We start from the raw sequence: 26,487 nt of genomic DNA, 5'->3' as shown, positions 1-26,487 counted from the left end.
TGACGTGCGCAGGTGCCGGACGCGCAGTGGTGCACGGGCGAGGTGTCGACGCAGGTCCCTGTCGCCTGGGGGTGATAGGACGGAGCCATGACCACACCACCTCCCGGCGGCGACACCCCGGCCGCCACACCTTTCCACGACCTCGACGCCTACATCGCGCTGCCACGGCTGTCCGGCCTGGTGCTGTCGCCCGACGGCACGCGCCTCGTCACGGCCGTGCAGACCCTCGACCGCAAGCGCACCGCGTACGTCACGGCGCTGTGGGAGGTCGACCCCACCGGTGAGCGCCCGGCGCGCCGCCTGACGCGGTCGGCCAAGAGCGAGGCGTCGGCGGCGTTCACGCCCGCAGGCGACCTGCTCTTCACGAGCGCCCGCCCCGACCCCGACGCGCAGGAGCCCGACGACGAGCCGGCGCCCGCGCTGTGGCTGCTCCCGGCCGACGGGGCCGAGGCCCGCGTCGTCGCGGACCGCGGCGCCGGTGTCGGGGGAGTCCAGGTCGCGACCGACGCGCCCACGGTCCTCGTCGTGTCCGACGTCCTGCCGTCGGCGAGCGACCCGGCGGACGACGACCGCCGCCGCAAGGAGCGCAAGGACGCCAAGGTCTCCGCGATCCTGCACACCGGCTACCCGGTGCGGTACTGGGACCACGACCTGGGTCCCGGCTCGCCGCACCTGTTCGTCGCCCCGGTCTCCGCCGACGTCGCGGCGCCCCGTGCCGGTGAGCGGGACCCGCGACTCGACCTGGCGGACGTCACGCCCGACGCGCGGATCGAGCTGGTCGAGCAGTCGCCGGCGCTCAGCCCGGACGGCCGCACCGTCGTCGCGCCGTGGAACCGGGCGGGCGCGCGCGGCGAGCTGCGCACCTACCTGGTCGCGATCGACGTCGCGAGCGGTGAGCGCCGGGTCCTCGTCGACGACGAGGCCGCGGACATCGGCCACCCGGTCGTCTCGCCCGACGGGCAGTGGGTCGCCTACGCGCGCGAGACGCTGTCGACGCCGCACGTCGCGCCCGCCGTCGAGCTGTGGGTCGTGCCGCTGGCCGGCGGCGAGCCGCAGCGCCTCGCCACCGGGTGGGACCGCTGGCCGACCAGCCCGGTGTGGCTGCCCACGTCCGACGCCCTGCTGGTCGTCGCCGACGACGACGGCCGCGCCCCGGTGTTCCACGTGGAACTGAACGGCACCACCGTCACGCGGGTGACCAGCGACGACGCGGCGTTCTCCGACGTGCGGGTCAGCCCCGACGGGCGGACCGCGTACGCGCTGCGCGCGTCGTACGAGGCGCCGGCGCACCCGGTCCGGATCGACCTCGCGGCCGCGCTCGCAGGGGGACCCGTCGCAGCCGAGCCGCTGCCGTCCCCGGCCGCCGACGTCCCGCTGCCCGGCCGGCTGGAGGAGGTCGTCACGACGGCCCCCGACGGCACCCGCGTGCGCGCCTGGCTGGCGCTGCCCGACGGCGCCGGGCCGGACGCCAAGGCACCGCTGCTGCTGTGGATCCACGGCGGTCCGCTCGGGTCCTGGAACGCGTGGTCCTGGCGCTGGAACCCGTGGCTGCTGGTCGCGCAGGGCTACGCCGTCCTGCTGCCCGACCCTGCGCTGTCGACCGGTTACGGGCAGGAGTTCGTCCAGCGCGGCTGGGGTGCGTGGGGCGCCGCGCCCTACACGGACCTCCTGGCCGCGACCGACGCCGCGCTCGAGCGCGACGACGTGGACCCCGAGCGCACGGCTGCGATGGGCGGGTCGTTCGGTGGCTACATGGCCAACTGGGTCGCCGGGCACACGGACCGGTTCCGCGCGATCGTCACGCACGCGAGCCTGTGGGCCCTCGACCAGTTCGGTCCCACGACGGATGCGTCGTACTACTGGCAGCGCGAGATGACGCCCGAGATGGCGCTGGAGAACTCGCCGCACCGGTTCGTCGGCGACATCGTCACGCCGATGCTCGTGATCCACGGGGACAAGGACTACCGCGTGCCGATCGGCGAGGGCCTGCGCCTGTGGTACGAGCTGCTGTCCGCCTCCGGCCTGCCCGCCGACGAGCACGGCCGCAGCCCGCACCGGTTCCTCTACTACCCGGACGAGAACCACTGGGTGCTCCAGCCGCAGCACGCGAAGGTCTGGTACGGCGCGGTCGAGGCGTTCCTCGCCGAGCACGTCCTGGGCCGCACGGGCGACGACGCGGTCCCGTACCCGGAGGTCCTGGGCTGACACCTGCTCTCACGTGCGACGGCCGGCCCCCGATCGGGGGCCGGCCGTGGCACGTCACGGTCCCGCGGGACCTCAGAGGTCGGCCGGGTCCACCAGGAAGTCGGCCTCGTCGGCCACCTCGCCGCCGGTCACCGCCTGCAGCGCCTTGGTCACCGTCGCGATGAGCGGGGCGGACCGGCTGCGGGCGACGCGGTGCTCGAACGACGGCCGCTCCTGCTCGATCTGCTCGATCTCGAACGGCTCCCAGCGCACGCGGTACGCCACGACGCCGGCCTTGGTCCAGGGCAGGTCCTCCATGAGCGGCGGCAGCTGCTCGCAGGCGGCGACCTCGACAGCCAGCATGCCGTCGACGCCCAGGTCGACGAGCACCCCGAAGGCCTCGGCGGGCGGTGGGTCGGCGAGCATGAGCGCGTCGTACGCGTCGGCCTCCGCCATGAGCCGCCGCCGGTCGTCGGGGTCCAGGACGCCGTGCTCCTCGAGCGCCGCGCGCAGACCGGAGCCACCGGACTCGGGAGCGCCGCCCATCGCGCCGCGCGACCCGCGCCCCGCCAGGACGGTCGGGCCCTGCCATGTGCCCGGGGTCGCGACGGAGAGGTACGCGCGCGGCTGGACGCGCTGGACGACGGCGAGCACCTGCTCGGGCTCCAGCCACCGGTCCGTCAGGACGGTGAGGTCGGTGGCGGCGTCGGGGTCGGGCGTCAGGACGACACCGGTCTGCGTGCGCACGGCGCCACCGAGCCGTCGCGCAGCGGCGACGAGCCACTGCAGCACCCGCCCCTCCTCCCGGACGGGCAGGCCGTCGGGGAACGCGCGCTTGAACCCGTCGCGGTCGCCGCCCGGCCAGGGCTTCTCACCGCGCTCGCGCGGTGCCTCGAGCACCCAGACCATCACGGTCGTGGCGGGCAGGCCGAGGGCGAGCGCGTCGTGCCCGCCGACGCTGTACGGACCGGCGAGCGACGAGAGCCGCGCGAGCCGCAGCACGCGGGACGGCCGCGGCGTGCGGCGCGCGACGGAGCGCATGCCGAACGCCGCGGTCACCGCGGGCAGCATGCCCGTGCGGGTCGGGGTCTCCGGTGCGCGGGCGTCCTCCCACCGCACGCTGCGGAACCGGCTGGCGGCGAGCACCTCGATCTCCTCGGGCTCGACGCCCTCGGGGAGCGCGAGCAGGTGCCGCTCGGCCAGCATCGGGTCGTCGACCACGAGCGGCGGGTGCGTGGCCATCAGACGTCCGTCCGGTGGAACCCCTGCCAGGACCGCGACGCGGTCGGCCCGCGCTGACCCTGGTACCGCGAGCCGTACGCCGCGGACCCGTAGGGGTTCTCGGTGGGTGACGTCAGCCGGAAGAAGCAGAGCTGGCCGATCTTCATGCCGGGCCACAGCAGGATCGGCAGCGTCGCCATGTTCGACAGCTCGAGCGTCACGTGCCCCGTGAAGCCCGGGTCGATGAACCCTGCGGTCGAGTGCGTCAGCAGCCCGAGCCGGCCGAGCGACGACTTGCCCTCGAGGCGCGCGGCGACGTCGTCCGGGAGCGTGACCTGCTCGTACGTCGAGCCGAGCACGAACTCGCCCGGGTGGAGCACGAAGGGTTCGCCGCGTTCGACCTCGACCAGGCGCGTGAGGTCGGGCTGCTCGGCGGCCGGGTCGATGAACGGGTACTTGTGGTTGTCGAACAGCCGAAAGTACCGGTCGAGGCGCACGTCGACGCTCGACGGCTGGACCATGGCGGGTTCGTACGGGTCGAGCGCCACCCTGCCGGACTCGAGCTCGGCACGGATGTCGCGGTCGGAGAGCAGCACGGTGACACCGTAGTGCCGAACCGGGGGGAATCGGCCCGCGCAAGGGCACCGGGCACACCTTCCTCACACGGACGGCGGGTGCGCGGGGCGGCGGCGACGGGTGCTCCCGTGCGACTTATCCGCCTGTGAAAGGTCACGGGCCGTTCCGGGGGTCTCGGCCTTCGGGATATGCTGTGCCCGCTCACACTGTGGGAGCGCTCTCGCCGCGGTCCGGCGAGGCGCTTCGACGGCGCGGGCACGCGGCTCCGTCCGCGATGTAGTTCCGTAGGACGACCAGGCACCTGAGCAGGGTCGCTGGCACCTGGCGTGCACCTCACGGTGACGCCTCGGTCGTCGGCCGTGCGACGAGGCACGAGAGGCATGCGATGCGGTTCGGCCACTTCGACGACGAGGCGCGCGAGTACGTCGTCACGACGCCCCACACCCCCTACCCGTGGATCAACTACCTCGGGTCGGAGCGGTTCTTCTCACTGCTCTCGCACCAGGCCGGTGGGTACTCGTTCTACCGGGACGCCAAGATGCGGCGCCTCACGCGGTACCGCTACAACAACATCCCCGCCGACACCGGCGGCCGGTACCTGTACGTCAACGACGGCGGCGACGTGTGGACCCCGTCGTGGCTGCCCGTCAAGGCGGACCTCGACCACTTCGAGGCGCGGCACGGTCTGGGCTACTCCCGCATCACGGGTGAGCGCGGCGGCCTGCGGGTCGCGACGACGTTCTTCGTGCCGCTGGGCGAGGACGCCGAGGTGCAGCGGGTCGCCGTCACCAACACGTCCGACGCCGAGAAGACGGTCACCCTCTTCTCCTTCGTCGAGTTCTGCCTGTGGAACGCGCAGGACGACCAGACGAACTACCAGCGCAACCTCTCGATCGGCGAGGTCGAGGTCGAGCAGGACGGCCCGCACGGGTCCGCGATCTTCCACAAGACCGAGTACCGCGAGCGCCGCGACCACTACGCGGTGTTCGGCGTGAACACCCGCGCGGACGGCTTCGACACCGACCGCGACACGTTCGTCGGCGCGTACAACTCCCTGGGCGAGGCGGCCGTGCCGCGTGCCGGGGTCTCGGCCGACTCGGTCGCGTCGGGCTGGTACCCGATCGGCTCGCACTCGGTCCGCGTGACCCTCGCGCCGGGCGAGACGCGCGACCTCGTGTACGTCCTGGGCTACCTGGAGAACGCGCAGGACGAGAAGTGGGCCGACGACGCCCACCAGGTCGTCAACAAGGAGAAGGCGCACGCGCTGCTGGGACGCTTCGCGACGGCCGAGCAGGCCGACGCCGCGGTCGAGGCGCTCCAGACCTACTGGACCGAGCTGCTCTCGACGTACTCGGTGCGGTCGGACGACGAGAAGCTCGACCGGATGGTCAACATCTGGAACCAGTACCAGTGCATGGTCACGTTCAACATGTCGCGCTCGGCGTCGTACTTCGAGACGGGCATCGGCCGTGGCATGGGCTTCCGCGACTCCAACCAGGACCTGCTGGGCTTCGTGCACCTGGTCCCCGAGCGCGCGCGCGAGCGGATCATCGACATCGCGTCCACACAGTTCGAGGACGGGTCGGCGTACCACCAGTACCAGCCGCTGACGAAGCGCGGGAACAACGACATCGGCTCGGGCTTCAACGACGACCCGCTGTGGCTCATCGCCGGCGTCGCGGGCTACGTCAAGGAGACCGGGGACTTCTCGATCCTCGACGAGCCCGTGCCGTTCGACAACGAGCCCGGCTCCGAGGTGCCGCTGTTCGAGCACCTCACGCGGTCGTTCGACTTCACGGTCAACAACCGCGGGCCCCACGGGCTGCCGCTCATCGGTCGCGCCGACTGGAACGACTGCCTCAACCTCAACTGCTTCTCGACCGAGCCGGGCGAGTCGTTCCAGACCACCGAGAACCAGGCCGGCGGGCACGCCGAGTCGGTGTTCATCGCGGCGCAGTTCGTCCTCTACGGCGAGCAGTACGCCGAGCTGGCGGAGCGCCGCGGCCTCACCGAGGTCGCCTCGCAGGCCCGCAAGGTCGTCGGCGAGGTCCGCGAGGCCGTGATGGAGCACGCGTGGGACGGCCGCTGGTTCCTGCGGGCGTACGACTTCTACGGCAACCCCGTCGGCACCGACGCCAAGCCCGAGGGCAAGATCTGGATCGAGCCGCAGGGCTTCGCCGTCATGGCCGGTATCGGTGTGGGTGAGGGGCCCGACGACGTCGAGGCGCCCGCGATCCAGGCGCTCGACGCGGTCGACGAGATGCTCGGCACCCCGCACGGCCTGGTGCTGCAGTACCCGGCGTACACCACGTACCAGATCGAGCTCGGCGAGGTCTCCACGTACCCGCCCGGGTACAAGGAGAACGGTGGCATCTTCTGCCACAACAACCCGTGGGTGATCATCGCCGAGACCGTCGTCGGCCGCGGTGACAAGGCGTTCGACTACTACAAGCGCATCACCCCGGCGTACCGCGAGGACATCAGCGACGTCCACAAGCTCGAGCCGTACGTCTACGCGCAGATGATCGCCGGCAAGCAGGCGCCGCGTGCGGGCGAGGCGAAGAACTCGTGGCTCACCGGCACGGCGGCGTGGAACTTCGTCGCCGTCTCGCAGTACCTGCTGGGTGTCCGGCCCGACTACGACGGCCTGGTGGTCGACCCGCAGATCGGTCCGGACGTCCCGTCGTTCACCGTCACGCGCGTGGCGCGGGGCGCGACGTACGAGATCACGGTCACCAACTCGGGTGCCCGTGGCTCGCGCGGTGCGCTCGTCGTCGACGGGACCCCTGTCGAGGGCAACCACGTGCCGTACGCCCCCGCGGGCAGCACCGTCCGCGTCGAGGTCACGCTCTGACCGGGGCCGCTGCGCGCCCGGCGCCGACAGCAGGGGGCTGCCGCCGATGACGATCACCGCACAGATCACCGAGCCCGCGCCCACCCCGGTCACCACGACCGGGGTGGCGCCTCCGGGCGCCGTCACGCTGCGCAACGACCGCTGGGAGCTCGACGTGCTGCCCGGCACGGGCGCCGCGCTCGGCGGGGGGCGGATCCGCACGGCCGACGGCGTGTGGCGTGATCTGCTGCGCCCGACCCGGCGGGCGTCGTCGGGGAACCCGGAGAAGTGCGCGAGCTTCCCGATGGTGCCGTGGTCCAACCGCATCCGTGACGGCGTGCTGCCGTTCGCGGGGCGACGCTGGCAGCTGCAGCGCAACGCCGCCGACGGCACGGCGATCCACGGTGCCGTGCGGTACGCCCACTGGGACGTCGTCGAGCAGTCGGCGACCGCCGTGACTCTGGCGGTGGACACGGCCGAGCAGATCGGCATCAACTTCCCGTGGCAGTTCGGCGCGACCGTGCGGTACGCGGTCGACGGTGACGACCTCGTCGTGACGACGTCGGTGCGCAACACCGACGTCGAGCCGTTCCCCGCGGGGTTCGGCCACCACCCGTACCTCAGCCGCGCGCTGCTGCCCGTCGGTGCGCCCGTCCGCGAGTACCCGCCGACCGCCGGCCCGCTCCTGCACGTCCCGGCCGAGGCGGGGTACCGGCTGTCCGGTGCGATCCCCGACGGCCCCGCCGGCCCGGTGCCGCCGCGCGCGGACTTCCGGTCGCGACGTCCGCTGGGCTCGGGGTTCGTCGACGACGTGCTGACCGCGCTCGACCCGACCGAGCCGGTGCGCGTCGAGTACGCCGACGAGGGCGTCACCGTCGACCTGACCGTCGACCCGGTGTACCGGCACCTGGTCCTGTACGCCCCGCGCCGCCGCTGCTACTTCGCGCTCGAGCCCGCCACCAACGTCAACGACGGCTTCACGCTGCACGACCAGGGCGTCCCGGGGACGGGCGTGTTCGTGCTGGATCCCGGCCAGGAGCGCTCAGGCACCTTCCGCCTCTCCGTCACGGTCTGACCGAGCCGCCCACCCCGCAGGTGGTGAGAGTGCGATCCGGCCACCCCCGCAGGTGGTGAGAGTGCAATCCAGCCACCCCCCAGGTGGTGAGAGTGCGATCCGGCCACCCCCGCAGGTGGTGTGACCACGGCGACCACCGTCATCAGCGGGTCGCGAGAACCAGGCCGCTCGCCGCGAGCATGCACACGATCTCCTCTGCGAACGCACCGCTCGTCACGGTGACCAGCTGCGGCTGGTCGTCGAGCTCGAGCAGCAGGGACGCACCCGTTTACGCGAACGCGAACGTGTAGCCCGGCGGCGCGATGGGGTCGCGACCGATGCGCATGCCGCGCGTCGTGAGCGTCCGCCACGATGCCGACGGGCCCGAGCAGCGTCCTGACTAGGGCCGTCGTGGTCCGCAGCGGCACCCCGTGGGCCAGGTAGGGGGGTGGTGCTGGATTGCTCTCTCACGACCTGGGGGGTGACTGGATTGCTCTCTCACGACCTGGGGGGGGTGGCTGGATTGCTCTCTCACGACCTGGGGGGGGGTGGCTGGATTGCACTCTCACGGCCCTGGGGGGTGCTGGATTGCACTCTCACGAGCTGGTGAGAGAGCGATCCAGCGTCGCGGTGGGTCAGGGGCCTCGGGCGGGTCTGGCGTGGCGATGGCCGTCTCGTCGGGGACGACGTCGAGGGTCGCGGTGCGGAACGGCTCACCGGTGAGGACGCCGCCGTCGGAGGTGACGGCGACGCGGGCGACGTGCCGCTCAGTCCAGGTCGAGCACCATCCGATGGCCCCACTCGAACGTCTCGTCGCGCCGGAACCCGAGGTGCTCGTAGAACGCGACCGCCCGCGTGTTGCGTCCGTCGACGCCCAGGTGCACGCCGGGCACCCCCCGCGATCGCAGCGCGTCCGCCACGCCCTCGATGAGCCGGCGGCCCCACCCCTGGCCCTGGAGCCGCGGCAGCAGGTCGATGTGCAGGTGCGCGGGCGCCGACGCGGGCACGGGCGCGGGCGCCGGGTCGTGGACGAGCGCGCGCAGGACGTGGTCCTCCGTCCCGTCACGCGGGTCGACGAGCCGCGGGTAGCGCGCCCGCAGCACCGGCCACCACGCCCGCTCGCACCACGCCGTGAAGGCCTCGGTGTCGGCCGTCGCGACGACGTACCCGCCCACGCCCTGGTCGTCGACGACCACGGACGTCAGCCCCGGGTCTGCCACCGGGTACGGCCCGCAGTACACGTGGCCCAGCAGGTCCGGGTCCCGGTACAGCGGCGTGGCGTCCTGGCCCGCCGCGCCCGTGAGCAGGCAGACGCGGTACATGCCGGGCAGGTCCGACGGGTGGAACGGGCGCATCGACGCGGTCACCGGCCTGACCCTGCCACCACGGGCCCGCGGGGGCCAGAGCCGGCGCGACGGCGTCACGTCCGGGGTTGAAGGACCACGCCGGGTACCGGGTAGGATCGTTGGCGCAGGGCTCGCGAGAGCGCCGCGCGGGTGTAGTTCAGTGGTAGAACTTCAGCTTCCCAAGCTGATAGCGCGAGTTCGATTCTCGTCACCCGCTCCATCGTTTCCGCAGTTCACGACGCGACGCACACCGGGCTCCCCGGGGCCGTCGCCCGGTCCGTCCGAGGCTGCCTTCCCGGCGCTGGAGTTCACTCCTGCGAGCCGGCTCCCGCCAGAGCGAGCAGGGCGGCCGGGTTGTCGATCGTCAGGCGGTCGACGACCTCGTTCCCGACCCGCCGGGCGAGCCGCGGCAGGAAGCGGGCCGGCAGGTACTCCAGGCCCGGGAGGCCGCCGTACGCGCGGTAGCGGCTGCGGCGCGCGACGTCGCCGCCGAGCACGACCCGGGACGCGTCGCCCGCGGCGAGCGTCGCCTCGAGGCAGTCGAGGATCGCCGCGTCCGGGGCCTCGCGGTGCCGGGCCATCCCGTCGTAGCCGAGGTACGCGCCGGCGTGGGTGAGCTCTGCGTGCAGCCCGGGGTCGAGGTTGCGGTCCACGTGCGCGAGTACCACGCGGTCCGCGGGCAGGCCCTCGCGCGCCAGCGCGGCGAGCACCTCCCACGCGGCCGACCCGTGCTCGAGGTGGACCATGACGGCGACCCCGGTCGTGCTCGCCGCCTCGGCGACGGCGGCGAGCACGCGCCGCTCGAACGCCGAGATCCGCCAGTACCCGATCCCCGCCTTGAGGATGCCCGCCCGGACGGGCTCGCCCGACGGGCCCACGGCGACGTCCCCGCGGTCGGCGGTGTCGCGCGCCGGTAGGCCGTGACGCACGTCCGCCGTGAAGCGCTCGACGAGGTCGGCGGTGCCGCTGGCGCGCAGCCAGTGGTCGGCCGCGTAGTGCTCCTCGCGGTGTGCACCGCTCGCGTGCACGACGGCGAGCCGCGTGCGCGCGCTGATCCGGGCGACGGCCGCGGGGTCGCGGCCCAGGCCGGTCGGCGTCGCCTCGACCATCGCGCCCATCCCGGCCGCGACGAGGAGCGCCGCCTCGTCCCCGCTCGCCGCCTCGTCATCGAGCTCGTCCCCCCTGAGCAGTGGGGAGACCTGGAAGAGGTGCTCGTGGTAGTCGCACCGGCCGAGCGACTCCGTCGGCCTGTCGCCGAGCACCGTTCGCACGGTGGGGCTCCCAGGCGGGGGCAGGGCGGCCGCGGCGGCGCGTGTGTTGGCCATAGATGTAGTAGTACCACCAGAAAGCGCGCTCTGCGACGCGCCAGGGCGCGTCGTGCCGCGTGAACTTGCGTTCACAGCGGAGCCATGTTGTAGCCTTACGACATCGCTCAGCGGAGAGGGAGACATGACAACCGACCTGGCGTGGCCGATCGCCCTGACCATCGGAGTCGACGGCGTGATGGCCGGCGCGACCGGCGCGTACGACAAGTTCCTGGGCGACCTCGACGGGGTGTACCTGGACGACGGCGCCTTCGCCGAGGCGGTCGCGGCGCAGGGCCCCGACCGCCTCGCCTACCACGTCGACGAGCACCGGTACGGGTCGGCCCCGGGGGCGCTCATCGTCGGGACGAGCACGCTGCTGCCGGGTCGCGTCGGAGACGAGTTCGCGATGACGCGCGGCCACCTGCACGCGCGCGCCGACCGTGCCGAGCTCTACCACTGCCTCAGCGGCCGCGGCGTCATGCTCATGGACACCGTCGACGGGCGCAGCCAGGCGGTCCCCATGACCCCCGGCGTCGCCGTGCACGTGCCGGGGCACTGGGTGCACCGGACGGTCAACGTGGGCGACGAGCCGTTCGTCACGCTCTTCTGCTACGCCGCCGACGCCGGCCAGGACTACGACCTGATCTCCGACGCGGGAGGCATGTCCCAGCTCGTCGTGACCGACGGCGCTGACGGCTGGATCACCCGCGCGAACCCCCGCCACACCGGCTACGGGAGCGCGGCGTGAACGCGGCGTCGTCGGTCGTCCTGCCGGCGCCCGCGCGGGTCCCCACCCTCTACTTCATCGGCGTGACCACCGGGAAGTCGTCCATCCAGACGGTCTTCCCGCGCTGGGCGGCCGAGCTCGGTCTCGGCGACGTGCGGCTCCAGGGCATCGACCTGCCTCTGCACGCCCCGCGTGAGAGCTACCGCCGGGTCGTGGAGTTCATCGCCGGCGACCCGCTCAGCGTCGGCGCCCTCGTCACGACGCACAAGATCGACCTCTACGCCGCGTGCGTCGACCTGTTCGACGAGGTCGACGAGCTCGCCCGGCTCATGGGCGAGACGAGCTGCCTGTCCAAGCGCGACGGCAGGCTCGTCTGCCACGCCAAGGACCCGATCTCCTCCGGCCTCGCGATCGACGCGTTCCTGCCGGCCGGTTACTGGCAGGAGACGGGTGCCGAGGTCTTCCTCATGGGCGCCGGCGGCTCCGCCATCGCCATCAGCTGGTTCCTCAGCCGGCCCCACCGCGGCGCCGACCGCCCGTCCCGCATCGTCGTGTCCAACCGCAGCACGGCCCGGCTCGAGCACGTCCGCGCCGTCCACGCCGAGCTGGGCACCGACGTGCCGGTCGAGCTCGTCCACGCCCCCCAGCCGACCGACAACGACGACGTCCTCGCGGGCCTCGCGGCCGGGTCGCTCGTCGTCAACGCGACGGGCCTCGGCAAGGACGGACCGGGCTCGCCGCTGACCGACGCGGCCCGGTTCCCCGACGGCGCCGTCGCCTGGGACCTCAACTACCGCGGCGACCTCGTCTTCCTCGACCAGGCCCGGCGCGCGGGCGTCCGGGTCGAGGACGGGTGGGTGTACTTCCTCCACGGCTGGACGCAGGTGATCGCCGAGGTCTTCGCGCTCGACATGCCGACGTCGGGCCCCCGCTTCGACGCCCTCGGCGAGATCGCGGCGGGGAACCGGCGATGAGCACCGCCCGGCGTGTCCTCGTGACGCCGCGGTCCCTGACCGCGGCGGGTCTGGCCGACGTCCCCGAGCTCGAGCCGCTGCGCGAGCGCGGCTACGAGCTCGTCGGCCCGCAGCCGGGACGCATGCCGACCGCCGAGGACCTCCGGGACCTCCTCCCGGGCTGCGTCGGGTGGCTCGCAGGCGTCGAGCCGATCACCGCCGAGCTCCTCGCGCACGCCCCGGACCTGCGCGTCATCAGCCGCAACGGCGCCGGGACGGACGCGATCGACCTCGACGCCGCGGCGCGCGCCGGCGTGGCCGTGGTGCGCGCTGTCGGCGCCAACGCCCAGGGCGTCGCCGAGCTCGTGCTGGCCCTGACCATGAGCGCGCTGCGGCACGTCGTCGTCACGTCGACGGTGCTGCGCGGCGGGCGGTGGGAGCGCCCGCAGGGGGCTGAGCTCACCGAGCGCCGCGTCGGACTCGTGGGCCTGGGCGAGGTGGGGCGGCGCGCGGCCGCCATGTTCGGCGCCCTCGGCGTCCCCGTCGTGGCGTACGACCCCTACGTCACCGGGGGCGAGGTCCCGGTCGTGCCGCTCGACGAGCTGCTGCGCACGTGCGACGTCGTCAGCCTCAGCTGCCCGCCACCCGCCGGGGGGCGTCCTCTCCTCGGGGCGGACGAGGTCGCCACGATGGTGCCGGGGACGGTCCTGGTCAACACCGCCCGGTCCGCGCTCGTCGACGACGACGCCATCCTCGCCGCCCTCGAGGAGGGCCGGCTGAGCGCGTACGCCGTCGACGCCTTCGACACCGAGCCGCCCGCTCCGTCGCCGCTCCTTGCACACCGGCGCGTGATCGCGACGCCTCATCTCGGCGGGTACACCGGGCCCAGCGTGCGCCGTGCCACCACTATGGCAGTCACCAACCTCGTCGGTGCCCTGGAGGAATGATGACCGTGACCGCCGATGATGCTGCCCCCCTGATGGAGCGCCTGCTCCACGCCGACGAGCGGCTGCGCCCGTCGGAGCGCAAGGTCGCCGCCGTGGTCCTCGAGGACCCCGCCGCGGCCGTCCACCTGAGCATGGCGACGCTCGCCGCCCGGGCGGGCGTGAGCGAACCGACCGTCATGCGCTTCTGCACCGGCCTCGGGTTCGAGGGGTTCCACTCCTTCCGCATCGCGCTCGCCGAGGCACTCGCGATCGGCCTGCCGGTGACGCACTCGGCGATCAGCCCGGACGACGCCGTCGAGGCCATCGCGATCAAGATCTTCGACCACACCGTCAGCAGCCTCGACCGCGCCCGGCGCTCGCTCGACACCGCTGCCGTCGCGGCCGCCGTCGAGCACCTCCTCGCGGCCGAGGAGGTCCTGTTCGTCGGGCTCGGCGCGTCCGGGATCATCGCCCAGGACGCACTGCAGCAGTCCATGCTGCTCGGCGTCGCGTGCAGCGCCCCCATCGACCTGCACCAGCAGTTCATGGCCGCGTCCATGCTGCGGCCGGGCAGCGTCGTCGTCGCCATCTCCAACACCGGCCGCTCGCGGTCGATCATCGACATCGCGGCGCAGGGCAAGAGCAAGGGCGCGACGGTCATCGCCGTGGTCGGCGCGCCGAGCCCGCTCCTGGAGCTCAGCGACGTCGGAGTGGTCCTGCGCACGTTCGAGGACACCGACATCTACACGCCGACCGTCAGCCGGCTGGCGGGGCTCGTCCTCATCGACATCCTCGCGACGGCCGTGGCGGTACGCCGCGGGCCGGAGCACCTCCAGCGGCTCCAGGAGATGAAGGAGGCGCTGTCGACGTTCCGAGGGAGCGCCGCGCCCGACGACCCGCACGTGTCCACCGAGGTGGCCGATGAGGCGGACTGACGCCGTCCTCGGGATCGACCTCGGCACGAGCGTCGTCAAGGCGGGGGTCTACACGGCCGACGGCGTCGAGCGCGCCGCGGGGTCCTGCCCCGTCACGCTGCGCCGGCTCGGCGGGGGCCACGTCGAGCAGGACCTGGACGAGTTCTACGCCGCAGCAGCCGCCGCCACGCGCGCGGCGCTCGCGGACTCGGGGTTCGACCCCGCCCGCATCGGCGCGGTCGCCGTCGCCGGTCAGATGGCCGGGGTCGGCCTGGTCGACGCGGACCACCGGCCGCTCGCGCCGTTCGACTCGTGGCTGGACTCGCGCTGCGGGCCGGTCGTCGACGAGCTCGCGGCGCGGCACGGCGAGCGGATCGCCGCCACGTCCGGCTGCGCCCCCACGCTGAGCATCGGCCCGAAGATGCTGTGGTGGCAGCGGACCCACCCGGCGCTCTGCGCCGAGGCCGCCTCCTTCGTCACCGCCGCCGGTTACGTCGCCGGGCGGGCCGCCGGCCTCGCGGGCCACGAGGCGTTCATCGACCACTCGCACCTGCACTTCACCGCGGTGGCCGACGTCGGCGCCGGCACGTGGGACGACGCGCTCGTCGCGGACCTGGGGCTCGACCCGCGGCTCCTGCCCCGCATCACCCAGAGCACCGACGTCGTCGGCGTCCTCACCGCCGAGGCCGCCGACGACTTCGGGTTACCGCCCGGGGTGCCCGTCGCCGCCGGGTGCGGCGACACCGCCGCCGGGGCGCTCGGCGCGGGCGTCACCGAGCCGGAGCACGCGTTCGACGTCGCCGGGACGGCCGCGGTCTTCGGCGTGTGCCTTCCCGCGTTCGCCCCCGACACGGGCGGCGCGCTGCTGACGATGCGCGCGGCCCTGCCGGGCCGGTGGTACTCCCTCGCCTACGTCGGCGGCGCCGGCCAGGTCCTGGAGTGGGTCGGCCGTGAGGTGCTCGGGAGCGCCACGATGGACTCCGGCGCCTACGACGACCTCGCAGCCGTGGCCGCCTCGGTCCCGCCCGGCAGCGACGGCGTCGTGCTCGTGCCGCACTTCTCGGGCCGGATCGCGCCCGTCGCCCCCGCGACCCGCGGCGCGGTCGTCGGCCTCGGCACCGAGCACCACCGTGGCCACCTCGCGCGCGCCGTCCTCGAGGGCATCGCCTTCGAGTACCGCGGCTACGCCGACGCCGCCCGGGCCGCGGTGCCCGGGCTGACGCTGCGGTCGGTGACCGGCTCGGGCGGCGGTAGCCGCAGCGCCGTGTGGAACCGCATCAAGGCGAACGTGCTCGGTGTGGCGTACGCCCCGGTGCGGGGGATCGAGGCGGGCACCCGCGGTGCGGCGATCGTCGGGCTCGTCGCGCTGGGCCACGACGTCCCGCCGCTGGACGCGTCGGCCGTCGGCGAGGTCGAGCTGCCGGACCCGGCGAGCACGGCGGCGTACGAGGCCGCGTACGAGGGCTACCGCTGGTGGACGGAGCGCCTGGTCCAGGGCTACCGCCTGCGCGCGGAGGACATCAGCGAACGACGAGGTGGGGAGGACGCGTGAGCGTCAGCAAGCGGATCTGCATGGTGGGGGCCGGACGGGTGGGCCGGCTCCACACCCGCAGCATCATGGAGCGGCTCGGCCACCGGGCCCGGGTCACGGCGATCGTGGACCCGAGCCGCGAGGTCGCCGAGGAGCTGGCGCGTGACTACGGCGTCGAGGTCGTCTGCTCCTCGCTGGAGGAGGCGCTCGAGCGGGGCGTGTACGACGGCGTCGTCATCACCACTCCGACGTTCACCCACCACGCGCTCGCCCTGACCGCGCTCGCGGCCGGGCTGCACGTCCACCTCGAGAAGCCGATGGCGATGAACGTCGTGGAGTGCCGGGAGATCACCGCGGCGGCCGAGCGCGCCGGGGTGGCACTGCAGCTCGGCTACATGCGGCGCTTCGACCGCAACTTCGTCGACGCGGCCGAGCTGCTGCGCAGCGGCGAGATCGGCGACCCGATGATCATCAAGTCGCTCACGCACGGCCCGGGGCTGCCGCCCGCGTGGGCGAACGACATCCGGACGTCCAACGGCATGCTCGCCGAGGTCAACAGCCACGACCTCGACACCATCAGCTGGTTCGCGGCGTCCGAGCCCGTGGAGATCCACGCCACCGTCGCGAACCACAAGGGTGCCGACCGCGGCGTGACGAGCGAGCACTTCTACGACACCCTGCTCGCGACGGTGACGTTCGAGTCCGGGGCGCTCGCGAGCGTCGCGGGCGTCTGCCCTGCCGACTACGGCTACGACGCGCGCGTCGAGGTCACGTGCACGGGCGGCATGGTGCAGGTCGGCGACACGGGTCCGGGCGGGCTGTCCGTCCTCCCGGCCGGGAACCACCAGCACTCCCGTCCCGTCTTCCGGTCCTGGCGGGACCGGTTCGCCGACGCCTACGTCGAGGAGATGCTCGCGCTGCTGGACGTCATGGACGGCGCGCCCGTGCGGGTGGGCGCCGCCGACGGCACGCGCGCCGTCGCGCTCGTCCTCGCCGGGACCCTGTCGATCCTCGACGGCCGGCCGGTGCGCGTGGCCGAGGTGACGGGCCCCGACTTCGTGCCGTCGTGGCAGGCCGCGGCGGCGGGGGCGCGGTCATGAGGGCCGTCGTGTACCGGGGCCCGCACGACCTGGTCGTCGAGGAGCGGGCCGAGGCGCCTCTGGCGGCGGGGGAGGTCCGCGTCGCCGTCGAGAGCGTCGGCGTCTGCGGGACCGACGTGCGCATCGTCAAGGGCGAGCACTCCGCCTACGCCGGAGTGGTGGGGCGCGTGCCCGGCCACGAGGTCGTCGGCCGCGTCGCGGAGATCGCCCCCGCGACCGACGCGGGCTGCGCGGTGGGCGACCTCGTCTTCGTCGCGCCGAATCTCGGCTGCGGCGAGTGCGCCTTCTGCGCCACGGGCGACGAGAACCTGTGCCCCGCGACCGACGGCATCGGGATCACGCTCGACGGCGGCTTCGCCGAGTCGCTCGTCGTGCCCGCCCGCGCGGTCGCCGCCGGCAACCTCATCCGCCTCGCGGAGGGCAGCAGCCCTGACGCGGCGGTCCTCATCGAGCCCCTCGCGTGCGTGCTGCGCGGGCAGGACAAGGTGGGCGTCCGGGAGGGTGACACCGTGCTCGTCGCGGGCGGCGGGCCGGTCGGCCTGCTGCACGTCGCGCTCGCCGTCAGCCGCGGGGCGCGCCTCGTGATCTGCTCCGAGCCCTCGCCCGAGCGCCGCGCGGCCGCGCGCCGGGCCGGCGCTGCCGTCGTCGTGGACCCGACGGCCGAGGACCTGCACGCCGCGGTGGCGCACGCGCTCGGCGGCCGCGGGCCGGACGTCGTCGTCACGGCCGCGCCGGTCCATGCCCTGCAGCGGCAGGCGCTCGAGATCGCCGCCGTCGGCGGGCGCGTGCTGCTGTTCGGTGGCCTGCCGAAGAGCCGCCCGACCGTGGAGATGGACACCAACCTCATCCACTACAAGGAGCTCGTCGTCGCCGGGACGACGGCGTCCAACCTCACCGACTGCCGGCGCGCCGCCGAGCTCGTGAGCGGGGGTGCCGTGGACCTGGACTGGATGGTCTCCCACGTCTGCGCCCTGGAGGACGCCGACCGCGCGGTCGCGCAGGTCCAGGACGCGTCCGCCCTCAAGGTCATCCTCAAGCCACGTCCGGAGAGGTCCTCCTCATGATCAGCAAGCCTGTCCTGCTCCCGGTGCACCTCGACCCCGAGCCGGCCGAGGCCTTCACCGTCCAGCTCGGGCACCTGCGCCGGCTGACGGAGCATCTCGTCGACTGGGCCCCGCCCGCGCACATCGACCGACCCGTGCCGGAGGGGATCAGCGCTGTCGTCGTGCCCGACCTCAATGGGCGGGCCTACCGGATGGTCGACTCGTTCCGCCGCATCACCGTGCCGATCCTGCTCATCACCTCGGAGTTCGGCACCGTCTCGATGTGGGACTGGGAGATCCGGGACCACCTGCGCCGGCGCGGGGTCACGACCGTGGCCCCGACGTCGCTGCAGGAGTGCGAGGACGTGTGCCGTGCGCTGGCGACGGCCAAGGTGCTCGCGAGCTCGACGATGCTCGCCTACCAGGACGACCTGGGTGCGGGCATGCAGCCCGACATCTTCAAGCGGTTCTACTGGTGGGAGGACGAGTGCGTCCGCGACATGGAGCGCCAGTTCGGCGTGAAGGTCGAGCGGCGCAGCTACCGCGAGCTCGTGGCCCGCGCGAACGCCGTGCCGGACGCGCGGGTCCAGGAGACCCGACGCCGGATCGCCGGCAGCGTGCCCATGGCCGGGCTGAGCCCGTGCGCGCAGTCCGACGCCCTGCGGCTCTACCTCGCGCTGAGCGACGAGGTGGACGAGACGGGTGACGTCGTCGCCACCGGGATCAACTGCCTCAACGAGTCGGCGACATCGACGACGACGCCGTGCCTCGCCTTCGACCTGCTGTTCGAGGAGCGCGGCCTGCTGTGGGGCTGCGAGGCGGACCTGACCTCGATGCTCACGGAGACGATCGTGCACCGGTCGCTGGGCGTGCCGGTCATGATGACCAACCTCTACCCGTTCCTCATGGGCCGGGCTGCGCTCGAGCACGAGGGCATCCCGTACTTCCCCGAGGTCGAGGGCAGGCCCGAGGACCACGTGCTCGTGGCGCACTGCGGCTACTTCGGCGAGGTGCCGCAGTCGTGCGCCTCGGAGTGGGCCTGCCGCCCGCCCGTGCTCGCGATCGTCGACGAGAACGCGCACGCCATCGACGCGCGGCTGCCCGAGGGCCCGACGACGCTCGTGAAGATCGCGAGCGACATGCGGACCCTCACGGTCGCCTCTGCCGAGCTCACCGGCTACGTCCAGTACGAGAACTCCGACTGCCTCAACGGCGGCGTGCTGCGCGTCGAGGACGGCTACCGGTTCGTGGAGTCGATCCCGTCCCACCACACGGTGCTCGCCACGGGCGACCTGGCCCGCCGCACCGAGCTCGTGGCCGGGGTCATGGGCCTCGCCGTCGAGCACATCTAGACCCGGGCCGCCCTCCCCGGCGGCGCCCCTCCGGGAACGTGAGGTGGCACCGTCCGCCGTCCTGCGAGACGGCGTGCGGTGCTCAGATGATCCAATTTTAGAAAGTAATGTAAGAACTTGCCAGGTGTTTGGTGCGGATGTAGTCTCACTACCAAGGCAGGTCGGCGGGCGAAGGTGCGCGCCGGAGCAGTCGGTCTGACGAGGCGGTCGGACCTGGATCTCGAAGTACCCACCACAACGATGTGACGGAAGGAACGACCAGTGGCTACGTCCAGGTACACGAAGGCCGCGGCGGCCGCCGCGGTGATGACGCTTTGCCTCGCCGCGTGCAGCGGCGGCGGAGACGCGCAGGAGGAGGGTGGGGCGGCAGCCGTCGAGGCCGCCGAGTCCGGGACGGTGACGTGGTGGGGCTGGACTCCTGACACCCCCGTCGCGGAGCGGTACATCGAGGAGTTCAACAAGGAGTACCCCGACATCGAGGTCACCTACCGGAACTTCGAGAACGTCGACTTCCGCACCACGCTCGCGCCGGCGCTCGACTCCGGTGAGGGCCCCGACATCTTCAACCTCTCGCCCGCCGGCGGCTCGCCCGACACGTGGGGCGGCTACGCGCTCGACCTCGAGCCCATCGCGCAGGACGTCCTGGGCGACGACTACGAGTCGGCGTTCGGCGGCGGCTACCTCGACCAGCTCCGCGACTCCGAGGGCCGCCTGGTCTCCATGCCGCTCGGCGGCATGGCGGCGGGCTTCCTCTGGTACAACGCGGACATCTTCGAGGAGGCCGGGGCCGAGGTCCCGACCGACTACGACTCCTGGGTGAAGGCCTGCGAGGACATCGCGGCCATCGGCAAGGGCTGCTTCACGATGGGTGCCGGCGGGTCGGACACGTTCCCGTCGGAGATGTACCACTCGATCGCGAACTCGGTGGACCCGGAGTGGTTCATCAAGGCCGCCACGGGTCAGGCCAAGTGGGACGACCCGCAGGGCATCGAGGTCCTCCAGATCATCAGTGACATGCGCGACGACGGCATCATCGCCTCCAACGTGCTCGACTCGACCCAGTACCCGCTCGCCAACGAGGAGTTCATGCGCGGCGATGCCGCCATGGTCCAGATGGGCTTCTGGTACACCCAGTACGCCGGCGCCGAGTCCTGCGTCGCCGCGATGGAGGCTGCGGCCGTCAGCAACCCGGAGTGCTTCGTGCAGCTCCCGGCGCCGTTCCCGGACGTCGCGGGCAAGGGCAACGGCTCCGTGTACTTCGGTGAGGTCGACTACGGCCTGGCGATCAACGCGGACTCCCCGAACATCGCCGCGGCCAAGACCTTCCTCACGTGGATGACGATGACCAAGACCGGCCAGCAGAACGTCGTCAACGCGATCGACCTGCTGCCCGCCCTCCAGGGCGTCACCCCCGACTGGGACGCCATCGAGCTCGTCGACAACGAGGTGCAGCGCCCCGCGATCGAGCAGCTCATGAAGGACAGCACCGAGACGACGCAGTCGCGGCAGTGGCAGACGACCGAGTCCGCGCTCGACGCGATCATCCTGGCGATCCAGCAGGTCCTCGACCCGACCGTGGACCGGTCGCTGGAGGACATCGCCGCCGACATGGAGGCGACCGCCGAGGACAGCACGGTCGGCGTCGAGGACTGACGGCAGAGCACCCGAGCGAGGCGAGAGGTTTCACGATGGTCACGACCACGGGCCCGGTCACCGTCGGTTCCGAAGGCGCTCCTCGGGCACCGCGGCGGGGCGGGAGGCGCGCACGCGCCCCCCGCCTCGTCCCGGGCGGCCTGCGGTGGATCCTTCCGGGCTTCATCCTGTCCGTCGGGCTGATCTACTACAGCATCATCTACTCCGGCTACCTGTCGTTCTTCGACTGGGGCGGCGGTCGGCGGCCGATGATCCCGGCGGGTTTCGACAACTACGTCGAGGCGTTCTCCGACCCGGTGTTCTGGACGGCGCTGCGCAACACGCTGGTGTACTTCGTCGTCGTGTTCACGGTCCAGGTCGTCGGCGCGGTGCTCTTCGCCGCGGTGATGCACTCGAAGATCTTCCTGGCCAACGTCTACAAGGTCATCGTCGTCACGCCGGTGTTCGTCGCCCCGGCCGTCCTCGCCCCGGCCCACATCGAGGTGTGGCAGACGAACGGGACGGTCAACGCGATCCTGGACGCGCTCGGCCTGGACTCCCTCATGCAGGGCTGGCTCGGGCAGTCGACGACGTCGTTGCTCGTCATCATCCTCGTCGGCTGCTGGGGCTCGATCGGGTTCGGCTTCATCCTCTACTACGCGGGAATGGCCCAGATCGAACCCGAGATGGTCGAGGCGGCGCGGATCGACGGCGCCGGCAACATCCGGCTGCTGTTCTCGGTCGTCCTGCCGAACCTCAAGGGGACGACGGTCTCGCTCGCCATCCTCAACTTCATCACCGCGCTGAAGCTGTTCGACAGCGTCTGGCTGATCACGCAGGGCGGGCCGTCGCACTCGTCGGAGTTCCTCGGGACGATGATCTACGCCGAGACGGCGGGATCCTCCCGCAACCTCGGATACGCCGCGGCGTTGTCCGTCATCCTCCTGGTCATCGCGGTGACGGTGTCGGTCGTCATCCAGCTGCGCAGCCGCGAGCGCACGCCCGTCGTTGGGAAGAAGGCCCCCCGTGTTTGAGACCCGCACGCTGCGGTCGAGGCTGACCCTGCAGCTCCTCGTCACGATCGCGGTCATCCCGTTCCTCATCCCGTTGTACGCGATGGTCTCGCGCTCGTTCTCCGGGGCGGGGTGGGGGAACTACACCGCTGTCCTGTCGGTCCCGGGATTCGCGCGGTTCTTCATGAACTCGGCGATCGTGGCCGGCGGCTCGATGGTGATCATCTACCTGGCGACCCTCATGGCCGCGTTCGGCTTCTCGAAGCTGCACGTGCGGAACAAGGAGGTCTACTTCTGGATGATGATGGTGGCGCTCACGCTGCCCGAGGTGGTCCTCATCGCCCCGCTGTACGCGACGGCGGTCAACCTCGGACTGCTGGGCACCTTCTGGTCCGTGATCCTGCCGATCGCGGCGCTGCAGATCCCCTTCACGGTGCTCATCGCCCGCGGATTCGTCGACGGCATCCCGGACTCGCTGTTCGAGGCCGCGCGTCTCGACGGCGCGAACACGTGGCGGATGTTCTGGCACATCCTCGTGCCGCTCGCCCGCCCGATCGCCGTGGCGCTCGTCGTCCTCGTGCTCATCCACGCCTGGAACGCCTACCTGCTGCCCAAGGTCTTCCTCATCGACGAGGGCATGGGTGTGGTGACGATGCTGCCGGAGTTCTTCCGCCGTCAGTACAACGACGACACCCCGAAGATTCTGGCCGCTGCCGTCGTCACGGCGCTGCCGACGATCATCGCGTATATATCTCTGCAGAAGCACTTCGAACGCGGCATGGCCGCGGGTGCCATCAAGTAACGTTCGGCCCCGCCGCCCCACGGGGGGCGGCGGGCCGGGCGGTCCGAGCGGGACGGTGGAGGAGCGCAGATGAGGGAGACGACGTGAGTGCCGTGGGCCTCGCCGTTCCGGCGCGCATCTCGGAGGACCATTTCGTGACCGCGCTGGTGGGAGCGCTCGCAGGCCGGCTCATCGAGGAGGGCACCTCGCTCATGACGCGCGTCGTGCGCGACGACGAGGCGGAGGAGCGGCTCTACCGACACTGGGCCAGCATCGGCGGGATCTCCGGGGTCGCGCTCCTGGGGGTGCGGACGGACGACCCGCGCCTGCCCGTACTGGCGGAGCTGGGCCTGCCCGTGGCGGCGGTCGCCGACGCGAGCCACGGCGACGGCTTCCCCGCCGTCGTCGTCGATGTCGAGGGGTCGGTCGCGGCGCTGCGGACCTTCCTCGCCGGCCGCGCCCAGCGCCGGACGGTCTACGTCGTCGCCGAGGACGACCGCGACGACGCCCCCTGGCACGCGGTCGTCGAGGACGCGGCGGTGCTCGAGGACGGCGAGGTGGACGACTCGTTCGAGGTCGTCCACGCCGGTCGGGGCGGCGAGGCGGTCGTCACGGCGGCCACGGCTGCCCTCGCCGCGGGCCCGGCGACGCTGGTGTTCCACAGCGACGTCCACGCGGCGGCGGCGCTCGCCGCGTTCCGCGAGCGCGGCCTGCGCGTCCCGGAGGACGTGGCCATCGTGTCCTGGACGTACTCGACGCTGTGCCAGAGCACGACGCCGTCGATCACCGCGCTCAACCGCCGCGGCGTGGAGATCGGTGCCATGCTCGGCGACCGCATGCTCGGCGCGCTGGCGGGGGACCGGACGACGCAGGACCGGGCGCCGGCGCCGTTCGTCGTCCTCGGGGAGACGACATGAGGGCGGTGCGATCGCTGGGTCCGTCCGCCGCGCGGACGCGCAGCGCGATCCTCGACATGGTGCGCTCGAGCGGCACGGTGAGCCGGATCGAGCTCGCGGAGATGTCCGGCCTGACGGCGGCCTCCATCACCCGGTTCGTCAAGTCGCTCCTCGACGACCGGCTTCTCGTGGAGACCGGCTACGGCGACCCGACCGGGGGCAAGCGGCGCAGCCTGCTCGAGCTCAACCCGCGGGCGCGCTACGCGGTGGGCCTCTCGCTCGACGTCGCCCGCCTCAGCTACGTGGTCGTGGACCTCGGGGGCGACGTCGTCGGCCAGCTCGTCTCCCCGGGGATCGGCCAGTCCACCCCGAGCGTCACGGTCCCGCGCATCGCCGACGAGCTCGAGATGCTCTTCCGCCAGGTCGACCTGCCCGTCGAGGACATCGTCGGCGTCGGGGTGGCGGGCGCGGGCCTGGACCTCGGGACCGGCGTCGACGGCTGGTCGGCGACGACCGACGAGTGGGACTCCTTCGCCGTCCAGGAGGCGCTGCAGAAGCGGTTGGGCCTGCCGGTCGTCCGGGACAACGACGCTGCGTGCGCCGCCCTCGGGCAGTACTGGACCGGCCGGATCCCGGCGACGCAGGACTTCGCGACGCTCTACATGTCGCTGGGGTTCGGGATGGGGCTGATGGTCGGCGGCGGCGTGAGCCGAGGGGCCTCCTCGAACGTGGGGGAGCTCGGGCACATGGTCGTCGACATCGACGGGCCCGAGTGCTGGTGCGGGTCCCGCGGCTGCCTGGAGATGCTCGCCGCCCCCCGCGCGGTCGTGCGGCGCGCGCTCGCGTCCCCGGGGCTCGCCGCCGAGCTCGGTCTGTCCGGGGACGAGGCGCACGTCCGGCAGGACTTCGACGCCGTCGCGCGCGCGGCCGCGGAGGGACGTGAGCGCCCGCGTGAGCTCGTCGAGGACTCGGCGCGCTACGTCGCGGCGGCAGTGCTGTCCGTCGTCAACCTGCTCGACCTCGACCTGCTCTACCTCGCCGGACCAGGGTTCGTCGACGCCGGCGCCATCTACGTCCGCCACATCCGGGAGCGCGTCGCGCAGGTCGCCCGCACCCGCGCGATCCACCCGGTGACGGTCGAGCTGTCCACGCCCGGGGCCGACGCCGCCGCCTCCGGGGCGGCGACCCTGGCGCTCCAGCACGTGCTCATGCCGCACGCCCGCGTACGCCGGGAACCGGCCCGCTCCTAGCACCGCCCCGTGTCGCACGGCACCACCACCGTCGTCATTAATATCTAAATTAAGTATCGTTAGTAATCGCCGCGCGACGTCGCGCGGCCGTGTCAGAGAGGACCACGCCGTGGCCATCCGATCCATCCTGATCAACGTCACCGACGTCCGCCGCTCGGTGGACTTCTACAGGCGCCACCTGGGCGTCGAGGTGCTCGAGCAGTCCGACGAGGCGGCCGTCCTCGACGCCGTCACCGCGACGCTGCGCCTCGAGCGGCTCGACCCCGCGCGCGCCGAGGAGTCGACCTTCGTGTCGGACGACCTGCAGCGCGGGTTCCGCCACATCGGCTTCAAGGTCGCCGACATCGACGCCCGCGCCGCCGCGCTCCGCGAGGCGGACGTGCCGTTCCACCTCGAGCCGCTGAACGCCGAGGGCGACGTCCGGCTCACCTTCTTCTACGACCCCGACGGCACGATGGTCGAGCTGGTCGAGGGCCCGCTGCAGTACCACGAGGTCTACGACCGCGAGCTGGTCGACGCCGACTGGGCTCTCGGCACGCCGTCGCGCCCGCGCTTCGACCACGTCGGGGAGACGGTCGCCGACCTCGGCGTCACCCAGGAGTACTACGGCGCGCTCGGGTACCGTCTCATGGCCGGGATCCACCAGCCGGGTGACTCCCGGGGCTTCGAGATCGCCTTCCTGCGCGACGGCGACAGCTCGCTCGAGATCTTCACGTTCGAGCGCGGTGAGAAGACGACGCGCGAGCCGCAGCTCGGCGGCCCGGGCTTCGCCGCCGTCGTGCTCGACGGCGACGCCGCCCCCGTGGGCGCCACGCCCGTCGGCACCGCCTTCGGCACCGCGCTCGTCGCCGACCCCGACGGCCTCGTCCACGGGGTGGTGCAGGCGTGAGCGCCCCGGTCATGAACCCGCTGGGCTCGACCGGGCTGACGGTCAGCCACGTCACGCTCGGGGGCGGCCCGCTCGGCAGCATGCCCGAGAACTTCGGCTACGAGGTGGCCGAGCGGGACGCCGTCGACCTGGTGGCGGCGGTCCTCGACAGCCCCATCCGCACCATCGACACGTCCAACGGTTACTCGGGCGGTCGCAGCGAGGAGCGGATCGGGCGCGCGATCGCCGAGTACGGCGGCCTGCCCGACGACGTCGTCGTCATCACCAAGGTGGACCCGCGCGGCTCGGACTACAGCGGGGACCGCGTGCGCGCCTCGCTCGCCGAGAGCCGCGAGCGGCTCGGCATCGACCCGCTGCCGCTCGTGCACCTGCACGACCCGGAGTTCCACGACTTCGACGCCATGACGGCGCCGGGCGGCGCGGTGCACGCGCTCGTGACGGCGCGCGAGCGCGGCGAGGTCGGGCACATCGGGCTCGCCGGCGGCGACGTGCGGCAGATGGCCCGCTACGTCGAGCTGGGCGTGTTCGAGGTGCTCCTCGTGCACAACCGTTGGACGCTCGTGGACCGCAGCGCGGGGGACCTCATCGCCCGCGCGCAGGAGCGCGGCATGGCCGTGGTCAACGCCGCGGTGCTCGGGGGCGGCATCCTCGCCGACCCGACGGGCACGAACACCACCTACGGGTACCGGCCGGCACGCCCCGCGACGCTCGCCGCCGTCGCCGCGCTGCGGGACCTGTGCCGGGAGTTCGGCACCGACCTCGCGACGGCGGCCATCCGGTTCTCCACGCGTGACCCGCGCGTGGCGACCACCATCGTCGGGATCAGCAAGCGCCACCGGATCGCCTCCACGCTCGCGGCGGCGTCGGCCGACCTGCCCGAGGAGTTCTGGGCTCGGGTGGAGGAGCTCGTGCCCTCTCCCGAGAACTGGCTCGACGCCGACGACCCCAGCAACGCCTGA

The 26,487-nt window shown here is 72.7% G+C and carries 22 protein-coding genes and 1 tRNA gene; 19 read left to right on the top strand and 4 right to left on the bottom strand.

The window, feature by feature from the left end; all coding sequences use genetic code 11:
- The first annotated feature begins 87 nt into the window (after positions 1 to 87).
- On the top strand, positions 88 to 2,205 hold the full coding sequence (locus IR158_RS09375; RefSeq protein ID WP_291812338.1) for an alpha/beta fold hydrolase: 2,118 nt from the start codon (positions 88 to 90) through the stop codon (positions 2,203 to 2,205).
- Positions 2,206 to 2,277: 72 nt separating this feature from the next.
- On the opposite strand, the gene IR158_RS09370 is transcribed toward IR158_RS09375, so the two are convergent.
- Positions 2,278 to 3,426, bottom strand: coding sequence for a hypothetical protein (locus tag IR158_RS09370; RefSeq protein ID WP_291812337.1), 1,149 nt, complete (start codon positions 3,424 to 3,426; stop codon positions 2,278 to 2,280).
- Positions 3,426 to 4,001 carry a dCTP deaminase gene (gene dcd / locus IR158_RS09365; protein WP_227577079.1) on the bottom strand — a complete coding sequence of 192 codons (576 nt, stop codon included), beginning with the start codon at positions 3,999 to 4,001 and terminating at the stop codon, positions 3,426 to 3,428. Before dcd ends, IR158_RS09370 begins: the two co-directional genes overlap by 1 nt.
- A 365-nt stretch (positions 4,002 to 4,366) precedes the next feature.
- Between dcd and IR158_RS09360 the strand changes: the two genes are divergently transcribed.
- Positions 4,367 to 6,835, top strand: a complete 2,469-nt coding sequence (locus IR158_RS09360; RefSeq protein ID WP_291812336.1) for a glycosyl transferase — start codon at positions 4,367 to 4,369, stop codon at positions 6,833 to 6,835.
- 46 nt (positions 6,836 to 6,881) lie between these two features.
- Positions 6,882 to 7,889 carry an aldose epimerase gene (locus IR158_RS09355; RefSeq protein WP_291812335.1) on the top strand — a complete coding sequence of 336 codons (1,008 nt, stop codon included), beginning with the start codon at positions 6,882 to 6,884 and terminating at the stop codon, positions 7,887 to 7,889.
- 746 nt (positions 7,890 to 8,635) lie between these two features.
- Here IR158_RS09355 and IR158_RS09350 read toward each other — a convergent pair.
- Entirely contained in the window at positions 8,636 to 9,235 is a 600-nt protein-coding gene (locus IR158_RS09350) for a GNAT family N-acetyltransferase (protein ID WP_291812333.1), read from the bottom strand.
- Positions 9,236 to 9,360: 125 nt separating this feature from the next.
- Here IR158_RS09350 and IR158_RS09345 point away from each other — a divergent pair.
- A tRNA-Gly gene (locus tag IR158_RS09345) sits at positions 9,361 to 9,434 on the top strand.
- 88 nt (positions 9,435 to 9,522) lie between these two features.
- On the opposite strand, the gene IR158_RS09340 is transcribed toward IR158_RS09345, so the two are convergent.
- Complete coding sequence (locus tag IR158_RS09340; RefSeq protein ID WP_291812331.1) at positions 9,523 to 10,476, bottom strand: aryldialkylphosphatase; 954 nt, start codon at positions 10,474 to 10,476, stop codon at positions 9,523 to 9,525.
- Between the two features lie 187 nt (positions 10,477 to 10,663).
- Here IR158_RS09340 and IR158_RS09335 point away from each other — a divergent pair, with 187 nt between their 5' ends.
- The 15 genes from IR158_RS09335 (at position 10,664) to IR158_RS09265 (ending at position 26,487) form a co-directional block, all read left to right on the top strand.
- Positions 10,664 to 11,269 carry a glucose-6-phosphate isomerase family protein gene (locus IR158_RS09335; RefSeq protein ID WP_291812329.1) on the top strand — a complete coding sequence of 202 codons (606 nt, stop codon included), beginning with the start codon at positions 10,664 to 10,666 and terminating at the stop codon, positions 11,267 to 11,269.
- Positions 11,266 to 12,222 carry a shikimate dehydrogenase gene (locus tag IR158_RS09330; protein WP_291812328.1) on the top strand — a complete coding sequence of 319 codons (957 nt, stop codon included), beginning with the start codon at positions 11,266 to 11,268 and terminating at the stop codon, positions 12,220 to 12,222. The genes IR158_RS09335 and IR158_RS09330 overlap by 4 nt, the downstream gene beginning before the upstream one ends.
- A complete protein-coding gene (locus IR158_RS09325; protein WP_291812327.1) occupies positions 12,219 to 13,148 on the top strand; it encodes an NAD(P)-dependent oxidoreductase in 930 nt (309 codons plus the stop codon). The genes IR158_RS09330 and IR158_RS09325 overlap by 4 nt, the downstream gene beginning before the upstream one ends.
- 32 nt (positions 13,149 to 13,180) lie before the next feature.
- Positions 13,181 to 14,062 carry an SIS domain-containing protein gene (locus tag IR158_RS09320; RefSeq protein ID WP_291812326.1) on the top strand — a complete coding sequence of 294 codons (882 nt, stop codon included), beginning with the start codon at positions 13,181 to 13,183 and terminating at the stop codon, positions 14,060 to 14,062.
- Positions 14,049 to 15,593 carry an FGGY family carbohydrate kinase gene (locus tag IR158_RS09315; protein WP_291812324.1) on the top strand — a complete coding sequence of 515 codons (1,545 nt, stop codon included), beginning with the start codon at positions 14,049 to 14,051 and terminating at the stop codon, positions 15,591 to 15,593. Before IR158_RS09320 ends, IR158_RS09315 begins: the two co-directional genes overlap by 14 nt.
- Positions 15,590 to 16,672 (top strand): Gfo/Idh/MocA family oxidoreductase, encoded by a 1,083-nt coding sequence (locus IR158_RS09310; RefSeq protein WP_291812322.1) that lies wholly within the window; start codon positions 15,590 to 15,592, stop codon positions 16,670 to 16,672. The genes IR158_RS09315 and IR158_RS09310 overlap by 4 nt, the downstream gene beginning before the upstream one ends.
- The gene (locus tag IR158_RS09305) at positions 16,669 to 17,736 is read left to right on the top strand and encodes an alcohol dehydrogenase catalytic domain-containing protein (protein ID WP_291812320.1); all 1,068 of its coding nucleotides are present in this window, start codon (positions 16,669 to 16,671) and stop codon (positions 17,734 to 17,736) included. Before IR158_RS09310 ends, IR158_RS09305 begins: the two co-directional genes overlap by 4 nt.
- A complete protein-coding gene (locus tag IR158_RS09300) occupies positions 17,733 to 19,067 on the top strand; it encodes a hypothetical protein (protein WP_291812319.1) in 1,335 nt (444 codons plus the stop codon). The genes IR158_RS09305 and IR158_RS09300 overlap by 4 nt, the downstream gene beginning before the upstream one ends.
- Before the next feature lie 261 nt (positions 19,068 to 19,328).
- Positions 19,329 to 20,720, top strand: coding sequence for an extracellular solute-binding protein (locus IR158_RS09295; protein ID WP_291812318.1), 1,392 nt, complete (start codon positions 19,329 to 19,331; stop codon positions 20,718 to 20,720).
- Positions 20,721 to 20,755: 35 nt separating this feature from the next.
- The gene (locus tag IR158_RS09290; RefSeq protein WP_227577094.1) at positions 20,756 to 21,733 is read left to right on the top strand and encodes a sugar ABC transporter permease; all 978 of its coding nucleotides are present in this window, start codon (positions 20,756 to 20,758) and stop codon (positions 21,731 to 21,733) included.
- Positions 21,726 to 22,514 carry a carbohydrate ABC transporter permease gene (locus IR158_RS09285; protein ID WP_291812315.1) on the top strand — a complete coding sequence of 263 codons (789 nt, stop codon included), beginning with the start codon at positions 21,726 to 21,728 and terminating at the stop codon, positions 22,512 to 22,514. The genes IR158_RS09290 and IR158_RS09285 overlap by 8 nt, the downstream gene beginning before the upstream one ends.
- A gap of 134 nt (positions 22,515 to 22,648) precedes the next feature.
- Positions 22,649 to 23,410, top strand: a complete 762-nt coding sequence (locus IR158_RS09280) for a substrate-binding domain-containing protein (RefSeq protein ID WP_291812312.1) — start codon at positions 22,649 to 22,651, stop codon at positions 23,408 to 23,410.
- Positions 23,407 to 24,639 (top strand): ROK family transcriptional regulator, encoded by a 1,233-nt coding sequence (locus IR158_RS09275; protein ID WP_291812309.1) that lies wholly within the window; start codon positions 23,407 to 23,409, stop codon positions 24,637 to 24,639. The genes IR158_RS09280 and IR158_RS09275 overlap by 4 nt, the downstream gene beginning before the upstream one ends.
- Before the next feature lie 109 nt (positions 24,640 to 24,748).
- Positions 24,749 to 25,528, top strand: coding sequence for a VOC family protein (locus tag IR158_RS09270; protein WP_291812308.1), 780 nt, complete (start codon positions 24,749 to 24,751; stop codon positions 25,526 to 25,528).
- Positions 25,525 to 26,487: an aldo/keto reductase gene (locus IR158_RS09265; protein ID WP_366928426.1), complete on the top strand. Its 963-nt coding sequence runs from the start codon at positions 25,525 to 25,527 to the stop codon at positions 26,485 to 26,487. The genes IR158_RS09270 and IR158_RS09265 overlap by 4 nt, the downstream gene beginning before the upstream one ends.

This window comes from Cellulomonas sp. (genome assembly GCF_015234515.1).
Taxonomy (GTDB): domain Bacteria; phylum Actinomycetota; class Actinomycetes; order Actinomycetales; family Cellulomonadaceae; genus Cellulomonas.
The sequence above is the reverse complement of the archived record's forward strand: the minus strand, read 5'-3'. Positions and strand labels throughout refer to the sequence as shown.